General features: G+C 45.3%; 11 protein-coding genes and 1 pseudogene. 9 read left to right on the top strand and 3 right to left on the bottom strand.

Annotated elements, in window-relative coordinates; all coding sequences use genetic code 11:
- Window positions 1-16: 16 nt before the first annotated feature.
- From rppA to rpmB, 5 genes are all read left to right on the top strand, one after another.
- On the top strand, window positions 17-706 hold the full coding sequence (gene rppA / locus QUA24_RS03200) for a two-component system response regulator RppA (protein WP_333227143.1): 690 nt from the start codon (window positions 17-19) through the stop codon (window positions 704-706).
- An 86-nt stretch (window positions 707-792) separates the two neighbouring features.
- A complete protein-coding gene (locus QUA24_RS03195) occupies window positions 793-1,020 on the top strand; it encodes a hypothetical protein (RefSeq protein WP_333227141.1) in 228 nt (75 codons plus the stop codon).
- A gap of 190 nt (window positions 1,021-1,210) precedes the next feature.
- Window positions 1,211-2,542, top strand: a complete 1,332-nt coding sequence (rppB, locus tag QUA24_RS03190; protein WP_333227139.1) for a two-component system sensor histidine kinase RppB — start codon at window positions 1,211-1,213, stop codon at window positions 2,540-2,542.
- A 378-nt stretch (window positions 2,543-2,920) separates the two neighbouring features.
- Entirely contained in the window at window positions 2,921-4,909 is a 1,989-nt protein-coding gene (gene htpG / locus QUA24_RS03185; protein ID WP_333227136.1) for a molecular chaperone HtpG, read from the top strand.
- A gap of 155 nt (window positions 4,910-5,064) precedes the next feature.
- Window positions 5,065-5,301 (top strand): 50S ribosomal protein L28, encoded by a 237-nt coding sequence (rpmB, locus tag QUA24_RS03180; RefSeq protein ID WP_006634309.1) that lies wholly within the window; start codon window positions 5,065-5,067, stop codon window positions 5,299-5,301.
- Window positions 5,302-5,385: 84 nt separating this feature from the next.
- Here the strand turns inward: rpmB and QUA24_RS03175 are convergent, their stop codons facing one another.
- The 3 genes and pseudogenes from QUA24_RS03175 to proS form a co-directional block, all read right to left on the bottom strand.
- Entirely contained in the window at window positions 5,386-7,446 is a 2,061-nt protein-coding gene (locus QUA24_RS03175) for an adenylate/guanylate cyclase domain-containing protein (protein ID WP_333227134.1), read from the bottom strand.
- Between the two features lie 113 nt (window positions 7,447-7,559).
- Window positions 7,560-10,532: pseudogene (locus QUA24_RS03170) on the bottom strand (adenylate/guanylate cyclase domain-containing protein).
- A 204-nt stretch (window positions 10,533-10,736) separates the two neighbouring features.
- The gene (gene proS, locus QUA24_RS03165) at window positions 10,737-12,542 is read right to left on the bottom strand and encodes a proline--tRNA ligase (RefSeq protein WP_333227132.1); all 1,806 of its coding nucleotides are present in this window, start codon (window positions 12,540-12,542) and stop codon (window positions 10,737-10,739) included.
- Here proS and QUA24_RS03160 point away from each other — a divergent pair.
- The 4 genes from QUA24_RS03160 to QUA24_RS03145 all read left to right on the top strand — a co-directional run bounded on the left by QUA24_RS03160 (window position 12,541) and on the right by QUA24_RS03145 (window position 17,895).
- Window positions 12,541-12,933, top strand: a complete 393-nt coding sequence (locus tag QUA24_RS03160; protein ID WP_333227130.1) for a hypothetical protein — start codon at window positions 12,541-12,543, stop codon at window positions 12,931-12,933. The genes proS and QUA24_RS03160 overlap by 2 nt on opposite strands.
- 144 nt (window positions 12,934-13,077) lie before the next feature.
- Window positions 13,078-14,007 carry a hypothetical protein gene (locus tag QUA24_RS03155; RefSeq protein WP_333227128.1) on the top strand — a complete coding sequence of 310 codons (930 nt, stop codon included), beginning with the start codon at window positions 13,078-13,080 and terminating at the stop codon, window positions 14,005-14,007.
- A gap of 80 nt (window positions 14,008-14,087) precedes the next feature.
- Window positions 14,088-14,249 (top strand): hypothetical protein, encoded by a 162-nt coding sequence (locus tag QUA24_RS03150; protein WP_333227126.1) that lies wholly within the window; start codon window positions 14,088-14,090, stop codon window positions 14,247-14,249.
- A 490-nt stretch (window positions 14,250-14,739) separates the two neighbouring features.
- Window positions 14,740-17,895 carry an MFS transporter gene (locus QUA24_RS03145; RefSeq protein ID WP_333227124.1) on the top strand — a complete coding sequence of 1,052 codons (3,156 nt, stop codon included), beginning with the start codon at window positions 14,740-14,742 and terminating at the stop codon, window positions 17,893-17,895.
- Window positions 17,896-17,971 lie beyond the last annotated feature (76 nt).

Genomic DNA, 17,971 nt, shown 5'->3' with positions numbered 1-17,971 from the left:
GCTATAAATTAGAGTTATGAGAGTTTTGCTAGTTGAAGATGAGCCAGATTTAGGGAAAGCGATCGATCGCACTTTAAAGCAGGAAAAATATATAGTTGATTGGGCTTTGGATGGCAATGAAGCTTGGGAATATTTAGACAGTCACTGGATGCAATATAACCTGGCTATTTTTGACTGGTTGCTACCAGGATTGTCAGGGCTGGAACTGCTGCGGAGATTGCGTGCTAAAAATAGCGCTCTGCCCGTTTTGATGCTAACAGCAAAAGACCGAATGGAAGATAAAGTTGCGGGACTAGATGCCGGGGCTGACGATTATTTAGTTAAACCGTTTGGCATGGCGGAACTATTAGCAAGATTGCGAGCTTTGCAAAGGCGATCGCCCCAAATTCAACCGCAACAGCTACAGGTAGGAAATCTGGTTTTGGACTGCGGAAATCGAACTGTGTGCCATCTTGATCGAAGTGGTAACAGCCAGATAATTTCTCTAACAAACAAAGAGTTTCAACTGCTAGAATACTTTATGAAACATCCCAACCAAATTATCACCACTGACCAAATCCGGAATCAGCTATGGGAGGCGAGTGCAGATACCTTTAGCAATGTGGTAGCGGCTCAAGTGCGTTTGCTGCGGCGCAAACTTGAGTCGGTTGGCGGCACGAATTTAATTGAAACCGTACACGGCGTCGGATACCGCATGAGAAATTAAAGCTGTAGGGGCAACGGCGGGCGGAATATACCTCGTTTCCAGTATCTGGCTATAATATAGAAAACTTGATCGCAAAAATGACTGCCATGAAAGATTTAATCCAACAAGAGTTAGAAAAGCTCGATATACAACTCAAACAAGTATTTTATTTTATAGCTTTCCTGAAATTTCGTGCCAAATTAGTTACTATTCCAGCAACGGATGAAACTAACTTAGCTGCACTCTACAGCGAATTGGCCAAAGAAGACCGACAACTTGCGGAACTCGTAATGAGCGAATATGCAGAACTCCTAAAACATGAGAATTTGGCATAAAATCTAAATATAAAAAATGTATTTTTTACCTGCAAACTTTTATTTTAATATGACTTATGCAGGGGTGTCAGAAACCAGATTATTTAACCTTATTCTCTCTTTGTTCATCCTCTGCGTTCTCTGCGCCTTCTGCGGTGGATAAAAAAATATTATCTTCAACTAATTACCAATTACTAGAAAGATATGAAAGGTGAATCAAAATAAACTATTTAACCGAACTCGCTGGCAATTAGCCATTTCCTATGCAGCAGTGATGGGTTTGATTTTAAGCTTGTTGGGATTTGGTGTATATAAGGCGATCGCCCACGCTCACTGGGTAGCCATAGACCGGGAATTAGAATCGGTAGCAGGGACGCTACACGACAGCCTAGAACTCAAATTGCAGCAGCCCGGACGCTTGGAACCCATAGTAAACGAACTTTTGCCCAACCTCTGCCTCATTGGAGTTAAAGGCATTAAAAAACAGTTGCCAAAGCGCCATATTTTAAGCGCTATCAACCAAGGCTATTACTATATTCGTTTATTTGATGATTCGGGCAAATTAATTGCTACCGCAGGCGCTTATCCCGAAGAATTACCACCAGGATTTAACTCCCAATATTGGCAAACAATAACTGACACCAGAGGTAATGTTTATCACCAAATTTCTGTAGCGTTACACACCCAAACACAGCAAGATTGGGGATATTTTCAAGTTGGTCGGAGTCTGCAAGACTTCAATGATTATCTCAGTACAGTGAAATGGGTTTTGAAATTAGGATTGCCTACAGCATTGATTCTGATAGGGTTTGCTAGTTGGTTGTTGGCAGGATTAGCCATGAAACCGATTTACTCTTCCTACCGACAGATTCAACAGTTTACAGCCGATGCCGCCCACGAATTGCGGACGCCTTTAGCGGCTTCGCAGGCGACTGTAGAATCAGCGCTGTTGACGCCTCAATTAGATGAAAAAGAGGCGCGGGAAATTTTGCGGACGATCGATCGCCAAAACCGACGACTGACTCAGTTAGTGGCTGATTTGCTGCTGCTGGCTCGCATGGATAATCAAGTGATACGCGATCGCCCTCAATTGTGTTGTTTGAATGACCTGGTTAGTGATTTAGTAGAGGAATTGGCAGCTTTGGCGATCGCTTCTAAGGTAGCCCTCACATCCTCCGTGCGGGTGCAACAGCAATTAAATGTTGTCGGCAATTCCGACCAACTTTATCGCTTAGTTGCTAATTTAATTGTTAATGCCATTCAATACACTCCGGCGGGCGGGAAAGTAACAGTTATTTTAGATTGCAATCACATCGAGGCGATCGTTCAGGTTCAAGATACCGGTATTGGGATCGCGGCGGCAGATTTAGAGCGAATATTCGATCGATTTTACCGAGTCAACAGCGATCGATCGCGCCATACTGGCGGTTCGGGACTGGGATTGGCGATCGCCCAAACCATTGCCCGGGCACATCGTGGCAGCCTAAGCGCCAGCAGCGAATTGGGGCTGGGCGCTACTTTCCTGCTGCGGTTGCCTTTGTGAGCTACTATGTGAGGGAAACTGACATCTTGCACCATGCTCAAGAACAGGCTTTCCTGCCTGTTCCACAAAGAGTGATTCTTGTTGTGGGGTGGGCATCCTGCCCGCCAGTCAAAGGCTGATTGAGAATTGTGCAAGATGTGGGGAAAACCGAATCATCTTTTTGTGGTAATCCCTTTTGCAGAAGAGAGCACGATCGCCGAAAATCATTAAATAGTCATTAGTCCTCAGTCAGTAGTCAGTAGTCAGTAGTTAGTAGTTAGCAGCTAACAACGTATAACAGGAAAAGTCAGCTCGACTAACAATTAACAATTAATAACTAATGACCAATGACCAATGACTAATCACGGTTCATTACCGACAAATACCTAGCGAAAAATTATGACAGTTTTAGAACAGGGAACAATCTCAATCCATACCGAAAATATTTTCCCGATTATCAAGAAGTCGCTATATACTGACCACGAAGTCTTCTTGCGGGAACTAATTTCTAACGGAGTTGATGCCATTGCCAAACTCAAAATGGTTTCTCGTTCCGGCGAATACGGCGGCGACATGGGCGAACCGCAAATCAACATAGCGATCGACAAAGAAAACAAAACCCTCTCAATTTCCGATAACGGCATCGGCATGACCGCCGATGAGGTAAAAAAATACATCAACCAAGTCGCTTTCTCCAGCGCAGAAGAATTTATTCAAAAATACCAAGGCAACGGCGACGACGCAATCATCGGTCACTTCGGTCTAGGTTTCTACTCTTCTTTCATGGTGGCGAAGAAAGTAGAGATTGATACTCTTTCTTACCAAGAAGGCTCCCCAGCAGTACACTGGTCTTGCGACGGGTCTCCCGCTTTTGAACTATCAGAATCTTCCCGCACGGAACGCGGCACTACTATTACTCTTACCCTCCAAGACGAAGAACAAGAATATTTAGAACCCAGTCGCATTAAGCAGTTAATCAAAACTTACTGCGATTTCATGCCAGTTCCCATCAAATTTGAGGGAGAGGAACTCAACAAGCACAAAGCAATTTGGCGGGAATCAGCCAGTAATTTGCAAAAAGAAGATTACTTAGAACTTTACCGCCACCTTTACCCGTACCAAGACGAGCCGCTGCTGTGGGTACACCTGAATACAGATTATCCTTTTATTGTCAACGGGATTCTTTATTTTCCAAAACTGCGCCCGGATGTCGATGTTACCCAAGGCAATATTAAGCTATTCTGCAACCAGGTTTTTGTCAGCGACCACTGCGAAGAAATTATCCCGAAATTCTTGATGCCGCTGCGGGGCGTTATTGACAGTACCGACATTCCGCTGAACGTTTCTCGCAGTTCTTTGCAAAGCAATCGCACTGTGCGGAGAATCGCTGATTATATTGCGAAAAAAGTGGGTGATCGCCTGAAAGAACTCTACCGCGACGACCGTAACGAATACATCCGCTGCTGGCAAGATATCGGCACTTTTGTCAAGTTCGGAACTCTCAACGATGACAAGTTCAAAAAGCAAGTCGAAGATATTTTAATCTACCGCAGCACCTACGAACCAACAGCCGAGAAGCCAGAAACTGTAACGCCCGAAGTTCAGGTGCAAAGTGAGGAAGGAGATTTGTGGCAGGATGTGACTCCGAAGTCGGAAACTTCTACTTCGACGCAACCTTACACGACGCTGAAAGAGTATTTGGAACGCAATCAAAAACGCCACGAAAATCGCGTGTTTTATTGTACCGATCCTGCCTCTCAAGCAACTTACGTGGCAATGCACAAAAGCCAAGGTTTAGAAGTGCTGTTTATGGATTCTTTCATCGACACGCACTTTATCAGCTTCCTGGAACGAGAACACTCAGATGTCAAATTCTCGCGGGTTGATTCCGACATCGACGAAACGCTAATTGACAAAGAGAAAGAAGCGGAAATTGTCGATCCGGCGACGAATAAAACTCGCAGCGAACAAGTTAAAGAAATGTTCCAAAAAGCTCTCAACAAGCCGAAAGTGAACATTCGCACAGAAGCTTTGAAGTCTGACTCTGCGGAGGGGACGCCACCTGCGATCGTACTTTTGCCGGAAGATGTGCGCCGGATGCGAGACATGACGGCACTTTTGCGGCAGCAAGCGGCCGAATTCCCCGAAGACCACGTTTTGCTGGTGAATACGTCTCACCCGCTGATTCAAAATCTGGCGAGTTTGAGTCAGGGTGCGATTATTCAAGGCGGCGGGGAGTCTCCGTCAAGTCAGTTGGCGAGTATGATTTGTCACCACGTTTACGACTTGGCTTTGATGGCCCAGAAGGGTTTCGATGCTGAAGGGATGAAGGATTTTGTCGAGCGATCGAATCAAGTCTTGACAAAGTTGACTGAACGTGCAATGTAATTAACCCCCCCAACCCCCCCTTGCTAAGGGGGGGAGTAAGAGTTTATTTCTATTGGTAAAGGGATAAGTCAAGCCTTCTTCCTTCTTCCTTCTTCCTTCTTCCTTCGGGTATAATAAAAGGCTGCACGCAAAAAAACGGTAATCTGGAGGGCAATATGTCACGGAAATGTCAGCTAACGGGAAAGAAGGCGAATAACGGTTTTGCAGTTTCTCACTCGCACCACCGCACTCACAAATTGCAAGACGCTAATTTGCAGTGGAAGCGGGTTTGGTGGCCGCAGGAGAAGCGCTGGGTAAGATTGCACCTTTCTACAAAAGCAATTAAAACCTTGCAACACAAGGGTTTGGAAATCATGGCGAAGGAAGCTGGAATTAACCTGTACAAGCTTTAAAAAACTTGGCTAAATTAAAATGAGGGCGATCGCACATTTGAGAGTGCGATCGCCCTTATTTTTAGAGAAAAACCTTTACTAAAGCTATTTTCGGCATTGCAGTAAATAAGTAATCATCTGACCTTTGCCTTTAACTTCGATCGCGCCGCGGTTTTCAAAGGAATACTTTTCTCGCAACTGCTGATAAGTTGTTTCTGTTACCTGAATACTCCCTGGCTTGCCGTGAGATTCCATGCGGGAAGCGGTATTAACGGTGTCTCCCCATAAATCGTAAATAAATTTTTTAATCCCAATGACTCCGGCAACAACCGGGCCGCTATTGATGCCGATTCTGATGCTGAAATCTTGATTGTGGATATTGCTGAAGTCAGTAATTGCCTGCTGCATATCGAGGGCCATTTGTGCGATCGCTTCTGCGTGATCATGGCGAGGAATGGGCAGACCTCCAACTACCATGTAAGCGTCGCCAATCGTCTTAATTTTCTCCAAACCGTGCCTTTCTGCTAGGTTGTCAAATGTCGAAAAGATGTCATTCAGCAAGGCTACTAATTGCGTTGGAGAAACTCGCGAACTGAGTTGAGTAAAGCCTACTATGTCCGCAAATAAGACAGTAACATCAGCAAAAGTGTCTGCGATCGTACTGTCTCCCCGCTTCAAACGATTTGCTATTTCTTCCGGCAAAATATTCAACAACAAGCGTTCTGATTGTTCCTGTTGAACTCGCAGTGCACTTAAAGTATCATTCAGAGCATTAGTTCGTTCTTTTACTCTAAATTCTAACTCTTCATTCAGCTTGTAAAGCGCCATTTCAGCCCGCCTGCGGTCTGTGATATCCGTACCGATTGCCAGCATTCCCGCGAACTTTCCTGCTGCGTCAAACAGCGGTTTATTTGCCCAGGATACCCAAACGCGATCGCCGTTACGCCGGATACTTTCATTTTCATTTCGCGTGTATTGTTCTGGGTTTTGCAAAATATCTCTCAACTTTGCTGCCAAGTCATTTCCTGTTGTATCTCTCTGGGGAATAATTGTTCCCACGGCGTTTTTGCCAATTATCTCTTTTTCCTCGTAACCAAAAAACTTCTGTGCAAATTCGTTAAAAAAAGTAATATTTCCTTCCGTATCTAGTTTTAAAATAATGCTGTTAGCATTTTCCACTAATTCCCGATACTTAATTTCGCTTTGGCGCAGCGAATCCTCTGCTGAGGTGCGTTCCGCTACTGTGGCGGCCAATAACAGCGAAGTAATTACAATTACGCTCATAAAAGCCTGCAAAAATAAGATTGCCTGATTGATATTTTCCGCTTTGGCAATGAAGGGGCCGCCTCCCTGAGAACCTCCCCAAATGGCGATACTGGATACAATGAAAGATGCTAAAACCGCCCCGCCCCGGCCGAATTGAATGGTTGCCCAAATTACTAAGGGAAATGGCAAGTATTCGAGGGGATAACCGGAGAGATTACTTTCACTTTTTGAGTTGTATACTAGCCAACTGACGGTTACTAATAACACCAGGCCTATTGCAGCACCGATTCGATTTACAATTGTTTGATAACCTGTATTTTGTGAAGGGCTGGGCGCTGGTTTGTGATTATATATAATCAACAGCAGGGGAGTAAAAACTAAAACTCCTAATGTATCTCCGAGATACCAATTCCATCGAATGTGCCAATATTCGCTCCAGTCAACTAAACCAGTTACACAGAGGCGCAGCGTGCCGAGAGTGCAGTTGATTTGAGTGGCAACTACAGCACCGCAAAAAATTAAATTGACTACATCGATCAGCCGAGCAAGTGAGGGGCGAAACTTTAGCTGTTGCAGCAAAGTAAAGGCGCATAAAGCTTGTAAACAAGCGCAAAAGGCACTAAGTGCTGCAAGTGTTAAAGATACCTTAAGGTTAATAGTCTCGTAAAAAACCACGCCTAAAGCTATTCCCGGCCAAATGCGGCGACCAAATAATAAAATTGCAGCTTGTGCAATTCCTGCGGGCGGCCAGACGCAGGTAGCTAATTTATTTACGCCTGGGATTGAAATTGCTATTTTTGCTCCCAAAGCGTAAACAAAAGCAAGAGCAGCTACTTTTGCTAAGTATTGCCAATTTCTAGATTGAAGAAATCGCAGAAACTGATTTTTTGGGGAAATCATACTGAGTGTTATATTTTTAACTAACTATAGCAACCGCGCCCGAAGATTAGGAAATTATTGATTCTGAAATATGACTTCTTATATTGCTTCTTCCTTCTTCATTATTCCTGATGCTATAACTTGATCCCTGTCAGAAAATAAGTGTTCATCTGGCCTTTGCCTTTAACTTCGATCGCGCCGCGACTTTCAAATACATACTTGTCCTGCAATATATCATAAATTGCAGACGTGACTTGAATGCACCCCGGCAAGCCGTGGGATTCCATGCGGGAAGCGGTGTTAACTGTGTCTCCCCACAAATCGTAAATAAATTTTTTAATACCGATTACTCCAGCGACAACTGGGCCGGTGTTAATGCCAATTCTGATGTTGAAATCTTGATTGTGGGTATGGCTAAAGTTAGTAATTGCCTGCTGCATATCGATCGCCATTTGGGCGATCGCCTCTGCATGATCGCTGCGGGGCATCGGCAGCCCTCCAACTACCATGTAAGCGTCACCAATCGTCTTAATTTTTTCCAATCCGTGCTTTTCTGCTAGGCGATCGAATGTGGAAAAAATGTCGTTAAGCAAGGAAACTAATTCGGGCGGAGAAATTTGGGAACTAATTTGGGTAAAACCGACTATATCTGCAAATAATACTGTTACTTCGGCAAAAGTATCGGCGATGATGCTTTGGTCTTGTTTTAATCTGTCGGCAATGGGTTGTGGTAAAACGTTTAACAGGAGACGATCGGATTTTTCTTATTCTAAGCGCAAAGCTGCTTCAGCTTGTTTGCGAGTTGTGATATCTTGAACAGTACCTTCGTAATAAAGCAAATTTCCGTAGGAATCGCGCACTGTATAAGTATTTTCCGAAATCCAAATTATGCTGCCATCTCGGCGGTAAACTTGAGATTCAAAATCCGATACTTTGCCTTGTTCTTCTATTAAGCGGACAATTTCTGCCCGGCGTTCGGAGTCAACATAAAGCTGTTGGCTAATATCAGTTAATGTGCCGACCAATTCCTCGCGTGAACTGTAACCGTAAATGCGAAGCAAAGCAGGATTGGCGCTGAGATATTGCCCATCTGGGGTAGTTTGAAAAATGCCGACGATCGCATTTTCAAAAATGCTGCGGTATTTTTCTTCAGCTTGCCGCAGCGCTTCTTCAGCCCGCTGCCGTTCTCGCGCTTCCATTGCGAAAGTTACAGAGTCTGCTAGAGAAACAGCGAAACTTTGTTCTTCAATCGTCCAAAAGCGGGGCATTCCTACGTGTTCTAAACAGAAAACTCCTGCTGTTTCTCCGCCTATTTGAATCGGCGTATCTAGCATAGAAGTGATGCCCAAGGGAATTAGGTAAGATTCCGCAAATTCTTTAGTTCTAAAATCGTTTTGCGCGTCAAATGCAGCAATTGCGCGTTCTTCTCGCAGTGTTTGAAAATAGACAGGATAGTCTGCTGCTGCTAATTTCAAACCGTGTGAGTGCTGGTTGAGAGTGCGATCGAACAAATCCAGGCACTCCATCTTGGATTTAGTGCGATCGTACAGCCAGACGCTCGATCGGGCAATTTCCAGAGTACGGCTAGCAGTTTCAGTTATTTCTTGAAGCGCTTTTGTTAAGTCGCCTTGATTCAGCGCTTTATTTTTGGCTAAATCAATTAATGCCGATTTCTGTTTCTGTAGCTGAAGTTCGCTTTGTTTCAGGGCATTTGTCCGTTCTTCAACTCGGATTTCCAGCTTTTCATTCAGCTTTTGCAACGCTATTTCAGCTTTTCGGCGATCGGTGATATCTGTGCCGATGCAGAGGATGCCCAAAAGTTTTCCCGCTGCATCAACCAACGGTTTATTTGCCCAAGATACCCAAACGCGATCGCCACTGCGCCGCATATTTTCATTTTCATAGCTGATAAAGCGAGCGGGATTGTGTAAAATTTCATTATAAACCAACTCTAAGTTATTCCCTTCGAGGTCTCTGTGGGGAATAATTGTTCCCACTGGATTTTTTCCCAGGATTTCTTCCTCCTTATAACCAAAGAAATTTTCTGCAAATTCGTTAAAAAAAGTAATATTCCCGTCTCCGTCAAGTTTCAGAATAATACTGTTAGCATTTTCCACCAATTCTCGATATTTAATTTCGCTTTCCCGCAGAGAATACTCTGCTGATGTGCGTTCAGCTACTGTCGCTGCCAATAACAGCGAGGTAATCGTAATTACACCCATAAAAGCTTGCAAAAACAAGATAGCCTGATTAATATTGTCGGCTTTGGCTGTGAAGGGCCCACCTCCATGAGAACTGCCCAAGATTGCGATAATTGAGACAATAAATGATGCTAGAACAGCGGCTCCCTGACCGAATTGAAGCGCGGCCCACATGATCAAAGGAAACGGCAAATATTCCAGGGGATAACGAGAAATAGCAGCTTGATGTTTCGACTCAAAAACCAGCCAGCTCACCCCAATTAATAAGATTAACCATACTACCCGCTCAATTAAATAATTTTTCTGGGGCCCTATTGGTATTTTTAAACGGTCGGTGGTTACTTTAGGACGAAGAAATATTAAAATTAATGGAGTGACAATTAAAACTCCCATTGTGTCTCCTAACCACCAATTCCATCGAGCAGACCAATATTCGCTCCACTCTATTTTTCCGGCTAAATATAGAGAAAATGCGCCAATAGTGCAACTGATTTGAGTAGCAATTAGACCGCCAAACAAGATTAAATTAATTACATCTTTCAAGCGCTCGATAGAGGGACGAAACCGGAACCAGCCCAGGACAGTTACGGCAAAAACCGCTTGCAGAATCGCCCCGGCGTTTCCTCCCACCCAAAGTGCAAATATCTGTTCACTTGGGTTAACCAAATTGAGCAAAAATGTACCCAAAAGAATGGCAGGCCAGACTTTACTCCCAAACAATAAAAGTCCGGCTTGGGCAATTCCTGCGGGTGGCCACACCGAGGCAGCAAAGGGATTGACACCTTGAATTGAAATTGCTAGCCTCGCCCCCACGGCGTAAGCGACAGCAACGACAGTTACTTGGGCTAAGTACCGCCCAATTCGGGATTGAGGGAATCGCAGAAACTGATTTAGGTTCAGATTCATACCGAGTTTTAAGTTTTAGGGAATTTCACATCAGAAGGAAGAGGGAAGTTCGGCAACGGATTATGTAACGGATGTAACGGATGTAATGGATGTCAGGAAGAGGGAAGGAGGAAGAGAAAGAGGGGAGCTAATGTAGCTGTACACCGCGCACATTGCGAGCCTAAATGTAGGTGCGCGGTCGCGCACCTTACCAATTATAAAGGCTTAGTTGATAGCGGCTTCAATCCACTGTTTTAAACTAGAATTTACTTCATCAATGAGAATTTCCTGTGATTTGTGAGTTGCTCTTTCCACGACTTCAACTTTGCCTGCTTTCAGCGAACGGCCCGGAACAATGCGATAGGGAATGCCGATTAAATCGGCATCTTTGAATTTAACTCCGGCCCGTTCGTCGCGATCATCGAGTAGGGTTTCAATGCCAGATTGGTTGAGTTCTGCGTAGAGTTTTTCGGCGACTTCTACTTGTTGGGCGTCGGAAATATTGGGGATGCTAATGATGGCGTGATACGGGGCGATCGCCACTGGCCAAATTATCCCGTCTTTGTCGTAGGATTGTTCTACAGCCGATTGAGCTAGCCGCGACACGCCGACGCCGTAGCAGCCCATCACAAAGGGCATTTCTTCGCCTTGTTCGCTGGTGTAGGTGGCGCCCATTGCTTGGGAGTATTTGGTTCCTAATTGGAAGATGTGGCCGACTTCGATGCCTCTGGCGCTTTGCAAGGTTTGTTCGGGGTTGTGCACTGCCAGATCGCCCTTTTTGGCTGTTCTGACACCTACAACCCTTGCTGGTAGCGGAAATTCTTTATCCCAATTAGCCCCGACAACGTGGTATCCTGATTCGTTTGAACCAGTGACAAAGTTTGTCAGGTCAACTGCAGTGCGATCGACCAAACGCAAAAACTTAGAGTTTACCTCCTTGCTCCCAGCGATATAATCATCAGCAACATCGGGAGCCATATAACCCAGAGGTAAAGATTTAGCCGCCCATTTCCGCTGAGCTTCCGCATCGGGGACATTCAAAAATAAAACAGTTTTAGCTTGATAATTGCCCGCTAACTTCGTCAACTCATTCAGCAACTTTACCTGATTTACATCTTGGTCGCCGCGAATGCTTACCAATACCAAGACTGTGATGCCATTGTCGTAAACAGCTTGGTAAAGCACATTTTTGACAACTTGCGTCGGAGAACATTTCAAAAACTTGCAAAGTTTATCAATTGTTTCTGTTCCCGGTGTTTCCCGCTTTTCAAACGTTGCAAAGGGCGACGGTTCCACATCCGCAGGCATTGAGACAGCCTTTTCCACATTAGCTGCATACTGACCGTCTTCAGTATAAAGAACTTCATCTTCTCCCGCTTCAGCCAACACCATAAACTCTTGAGAACCAGAACCGCCAATTGCTCCCGAATCAGCATCTACTGCTCGAAACTGCAAGCCGGATCGGCGCAGCATATTGCTATAAGCTTGAGCCATATCCTGATAAGTTTTTTTCAGACTTTCTTCGTTAGTATGGAAAGAATAGCCATCTTTCATAATGAATTCGCGGCCGCGCATCAACCCAAAACGCGGGCGAATTTCATCGCGAAACTTAGTTTGAATTTGATATAGATGTACAGGCAATTGCCGATAGGAACGAATCATATCTTTAGCAATTGTAGTAATTACTTCTTCGTGAGTTGGGCCCAGTCCCAATTCTCGCTGCTGCCTGTCTGTCATGGCAAACATAATACCTTCAGCTTGAGTATAGGTATCCCAGCGGCCGGATTCCCGCCACAAATCGGCCGGTTGCAATTGCGGGAGGAGACATTCTTGAGCGCCGGTCGCGTCCATTTCTTCGCGCACAATTTGAGATACTTTTTTGAGAACTCGCCACATTAAAGGTAGATAAGCGTAAATTCCGCTACCGATGCGCCGGATGTATCCGGCACGGAGTAATAATTTGTGGCTGGGAATTTCTGCTTCTGCCGGATCTTCACGCAGGGTAACAAAAAGCATTTGAGAGAGTCGCATGGCTGATTTCCTTAAAATACCGGATGATTGTAATCTCAGATTAACTTCTGATATTATCAGACGTGAGGCGGATTTGATTAAATATATGAATAAAATTTGGCAAAACTACCAAAAAGGTATGGCAGTATTTGATAATTGTCACTCTCCTACTGTGCAATCTCAGTGGCTTGCCTTAAAAGATGAAATAGGAGAATTTGTTCGAGAACCTAATTTAAGCGAAATTTGGGATATTGTTCATGCTGCTGGTCGATTGTTGTACAAACTAACCGGAATTCCATTCAATTTACTGGCCTATCCTACTGTTCGCAAACACAGTCAACGTTTCGAGGAGTACGGCTGTATTCGCAGCCTTCGCAACTGTGAGGGTAAATGCTGCGGCAAAAATTCGTAGCCTAGGCTGCGGTGCACTCGATATCATGTTTGTTGAATGACGCGCAATTACATTCTAATGACTGGATTAAAAAAACAATGCAACTTGAGGCAAGCGCCAAACCCATATCCAGTAACTAATTCCCACTCTCAAATCTAAAATCGCATGACCAGATTTATTCACGACCAATTTGCTAAACAGTATTTGAAAGAACTATTAACCCCTCTCGGTAATGTAGAAACCAGCCGGGATGTTGCTGGAGAAGTAAGGCAGGTTGACGTTTTATTTTCCCCGAAAGCAGAACCGGAAGTCGAAGCAACAGCCCTCGGCATTTTGGGTCAAATCGCAGCAAAACCCGCTGTATTTGAACCCTTCCGCAGCCCTGTCCAAATCGGAGAAATTCGCAGTTGTCTGGGCAAACTCTTCGATATCCACGGGGAATTTGAACGCGCCGCAGTTAGAGAAAATACCCGGATTGCAGAGGCAGACTTGCCCCAACTTTGGATACTGTCGCCGACTGTTTCCGACACGATATTAGCTGGATTTCGAGCGATTCCCGAACCGGAAAATTGGGTAAGTGGAGTTTATTTTATGGGCCCATCTCTGAAAGCAGCGATTATTGCCATTCACCAACTGCCCCGCACGCCAGAAACGCTGTGGCTGAGAGTTTTGGGGAAGGGAAACGTGCAGAAGCAAGCTATTGCCGAATTGAGAGAGTTACCCTCAGATAATGTCTTTCGGTTGAATGCGTTAGAATTGTTGTACAACTTGCGAACTATTTTAGAAGTTCGCCAAGACATAGATCGAGAAGATAGGGAGTTAATTATGGAACTGTCACCCCTCTACTTGCAACGGTTGGAAGATGCAACTCAGCGAGGTATCCAGCAAGGTATCCAGCAAGGTATTCAGCGCGCTCAACGCCTGATGGTTGAGAGTATGCTACAAGTAAAATTTGGCGAAATAGATGAAGAATTAGCCCAAATAATCGAGCCTTTGATTCAGCTAGAACCCCTCGATCGCACGCGACTAATTAGGCAGCTCGATCGCTCTGAATTGCTAGCTCATTTTGAACAAAAAAATCAACCGGAATCCTGAGTCAGCAGCGCACTCTACAATCGGTAGGGTGCGCTCAATATCAGTTTACTATTTATTATCGACAAAATCTGGAGTTAATTATGGAACTATCACCCCTCTATTTACAACGGGTTGAAGAAGCAACTCAGCGAGGTATCGAGCAAGGTATTCAGCGAGGTATCGAGCAATGTATTCAGCAAAGCAAACGCGAGATTCTTGAGAGTATATTATTACAAGTAAGATTTGGCGAAATAGATGAATAACTAGCCCAAATAATCGAGCCTTTTATTTAACTAGAATCTCTGGAAATCACGCGACTGAGTATGCAGCTCGATGATCGCAATTACTCGCTCGTTTTGAGCCTGAAAATCCAACGGAATCCTAACTCGGTAGCACACTCTACGATATGTAGAGTGCATCACATCGCACTTTACTACTATTGATAATTGGTGGGTATTGCCCCCGCATCAAACTTGCCAGTTTTATGCGAACTCTGCTGCTACCAATCCCTTAAAAAGTAATTTCTGACTTTAGACGGATTTATTTTTTAGCTTCCAGAGCCATAATAAGCAGTAAGGATGAGATCACTATAGAACTGATTTACCACTCATCCCAATGTCACTAATAAGGGCTTCCGTAAGATAAAGCCGAACCCAAACAAAACCTCATCTAAAGATTACAAACACCCCTAGAAAAAAGTTGGGGGGAATTTTCGCTATGCCGAGTTAGGCATAAAAATTAAGGAGGTAAATTATGTTTCAAAGCGAGTTATTAATGTCGCTGTACACTCCAAAACTCGATAGGGGCCAAATGCCAGTAGAAATGCCAGTACAAATGCCAGTAGAAATAGATGTGCCATTTGACCACCCCGATATCGGAGGGCTGATGTTTTTAAGCCCTCAGTTTTTCGTGGCCTTAATCGCCGGAGTCATTATGGCTTTCGGCTTCCAATTCCTGTTAACCAATTTCTCAATCGCCGCCAAAATATCAAATTGGGACGAGGCTTTACCCGACGATGACGATGATGATGAGTCCGAAAGTTTAGGCAAAAAAGTTCGGAAAATCGAAGGTTTAGTCGGGGGTTGGATTTTAGTCACCGTTAACCTGGCTTTATTTTTGGCTTGTTTTCTGGCAGTCAAACTAACTTCAATTGCCAGCGTAGACGGAGCGGCAATTATTGGTGTGGTCATCTGGGCGGCGTACTTTTTAACCCTAGTGTGGCTCGGTTCTAGCGCCGTCGGTTCTATGATCGGTTCCTTGATAAAAACCGCTTTTTCGGGCGTTCAAGGCATCATGGGTACTGCGGGTGCAGCGATCGGCGGCAAGATGGCCAGCGACCAAATGGTCAATACTGTAGAGGCATCTGTTGCCGCTGTCCGCCGCGAGTTGAGTTCGGCGGTAGACCCGGATAGCATTCGCGAAACACTGCAAGATTATGTGGGTTCTTTGCAGTTACCGAAACTAGATGTTAAGGAAATTCGCGGTCAATTTGAAAAGTTACTGGGCGATGCAGATATCAAGTCTCTTGCCGGCAGCGACGTTCTGAAGAATGTTAACCGCCAGACTTTTGTGGATTTAGTTAAGAGTCGCACAGACTTTTCTCAAGAGGAAATAACTCAAGTTGCTGACCAACTCGAAGGCGTTTGGAAGCAAACTTTCGGCAAGCAGCAAGAGCAGAAAGATCCGAATTTAGAGTTGGTAGATTTTCTTAAGTTTGCGGCTCCGGATTTGCTGAAGTCTGACGAACTCAACGCCAAGCTGTCTCAAATTCTGGAAAGTAGGGAAAACAAATCGGAATCCAGCAGTGGCATGAAGCGAGCGATGCAGTTGGGTGTGGAAGCTCTTGTGGGCACTGTTTTGTCGCGGACGGATTTGTCGGATTTGGATGTTGAAAAAATCTCTGGTCAGTTGCAGCAACTGACAGCCAAAGGGACGGAACAAGCTAAATCTTTGGCTTCTCAGGTGGGCGACAAAGTGCCTGCGCTGCCTTTCAATACAGCTAAGGCTGATGTGGAAAACTACTTGATGAATGCCCAACCTTGGCATCTCAACCGGGAGACAATCAAGCAGGAATTTAGGGATGTGATTTACGACCCGGAAGCTTCTCCTGGGGCAGTTGTGCGCCAGTTAGAGATGTTTAATCCCGATTATTTTGTAGGGATTCTAAGCCGCCGCGAGGGGTTTGCTCCTGAACAGGTGACGGAAATTGCCGAACAGCTTGAAGGTGTCCGCCAAGAAGTGTTGGAAATCGTGCGAGATGCTGCTGGTGAAGAACAGTCTCAAGATTTACGCAGCCGGATTGAGAATTATTTGCGATCGACTGGCAAAGATGAGCTGAACCCTGAAGGTATTGAACGGGATTTCCAAGCGCTTTTGGAAGACCGGGATGCTGGTTTTGAGGCTTTGCGCGATCGCCTGTCGCAGTTTAACCGCGATACTTTGGTGCAGTTGCTGGGTCAGCGGGAAGATTTCAGTCCAGAGGAAGCCGATCAGTTAATCGGGCGGCTCGAAAGTTCGCGCGATCGCGTGATTTCTAAAGCTCAAGAATTGCAAGAGCAAGCGCAGTCGAAAGCGCAAGAATTGCGGCAAAAGGTAGAAGACTATCTCCGCAATACGAATAAGGAAGAACTCAATCCTGAAGCGATCGAGCGCGAGTTTCAAACGCTGTTAAACGACCCGGAAGCCGGATTTAAAGCGCTGAGAGAACGCTTGTCTCAATTCGACCGCGATACGCTGGTGCAGTTGCTGTCACAGCGGCAAGACCTTAGCGAAGAACAGATCAATCAGGCGATCGACCGGATCGAATCTGTGCGCGACAACATTATCCACGCGCCGCAAATAGTCGCAGATAGAGCTAAGCAACAGTACGAGGAAGTTACTGCAAAAATTGGCGAGTACCTACGGAATACAAACCTGGAAGAACTCGATCCAGAAGGCATCAATCGGGATTTGACCCAATTGTTTGAAAATCCGAAAGAGGGTGCTTTGGCACTTCGAGAAAGACTTTCTCAGGTTGATCGCGAAACTTTAGTCAAGCTGCTGTCGCAGCGGGAAGATTTGAGCGAAGAACAGATCAATCGGACGATCGATCGCGTGCAAGATTCGATTCGCAGCATCGTGAAATCGCCCCGTCGCTTGGCTTCTCGCGCTCAAAAAACAGTCCGGGATTTCCAAGGCAGTTTGGAAAATTACTTGCGGAATACGGACAAGGAAGAACTCAATCCTGAAAGCATCAAACGCGATTTGCAGTTGCTGTTTAGCGAGCCGGGAATGGGGATGCAAAGTTTGGGCGATCGCCTGAAGCACTTCGACCGCTCGACTCTGGTAGCATTGCTGTCGCAGCGGGAAGACATCTCGGAAGAGGAAGCTAACAGAATTGCCGACCAAATTGAATCTGTCCGCAACCAAATTGTCGAACAAGTTCAAATGGTTCAGGACAAGTTTCAGTCAGCAATGGATGGTATTTTCGGGAAAATCCGGGATTACCTCAATTCGCTCGATCGACCAGAACTCAACTACGAAGGCATCAAGCGGGACTTCCGCAAAGTGTTTGACGATCCGCAGGCCGGATTTGACGCGATTAAAGAGCGTTTAGGTGAGTTCGATCGCGGTACTTTAGTGGCCCTGCTGAGTTCTCGTTCCGATATTTCCGAGACAGACGCTCACCGAATTGTTGACCAAATGGAAGGAGCCAGGGACAGCGTTTTATTGCGTTCGGAACGCCTGCAAAATGAAACCAAAAAACGCCTCAAACAGCTCAAGAACAAGGCCAAGCAGCAAGCAGAAGATGCGCGCGAAGCCGCCGCAGCCGCAGCTTGGTGGCTGTTCGGTACGGCTCTGACTTCTGTGGTTGTTTCCGCTTTGGCTGGAGCAATAGCAGTCAACGGGATTTCGGGTTTGTTTAGCTAGATTTTCAACGAGTTTGAAATAAAGTTCTCCTGATTCTAGGCTGGCTGTTTGCCAGCCTATTTTCTTGGGAATGATA

This window comes from Microcoleus sp. Pol12B5 (genome assembly GCF_036701335.1).
Classification (GTDB): Bacteria; Cyanobacteriota; Cyanobacteriia; order Cyanobacteriales; family Microcoleaceae; genus Microcoleus.
This window is presented reverse-complemented; position numbering and strand designations above follow the sequence as displayed.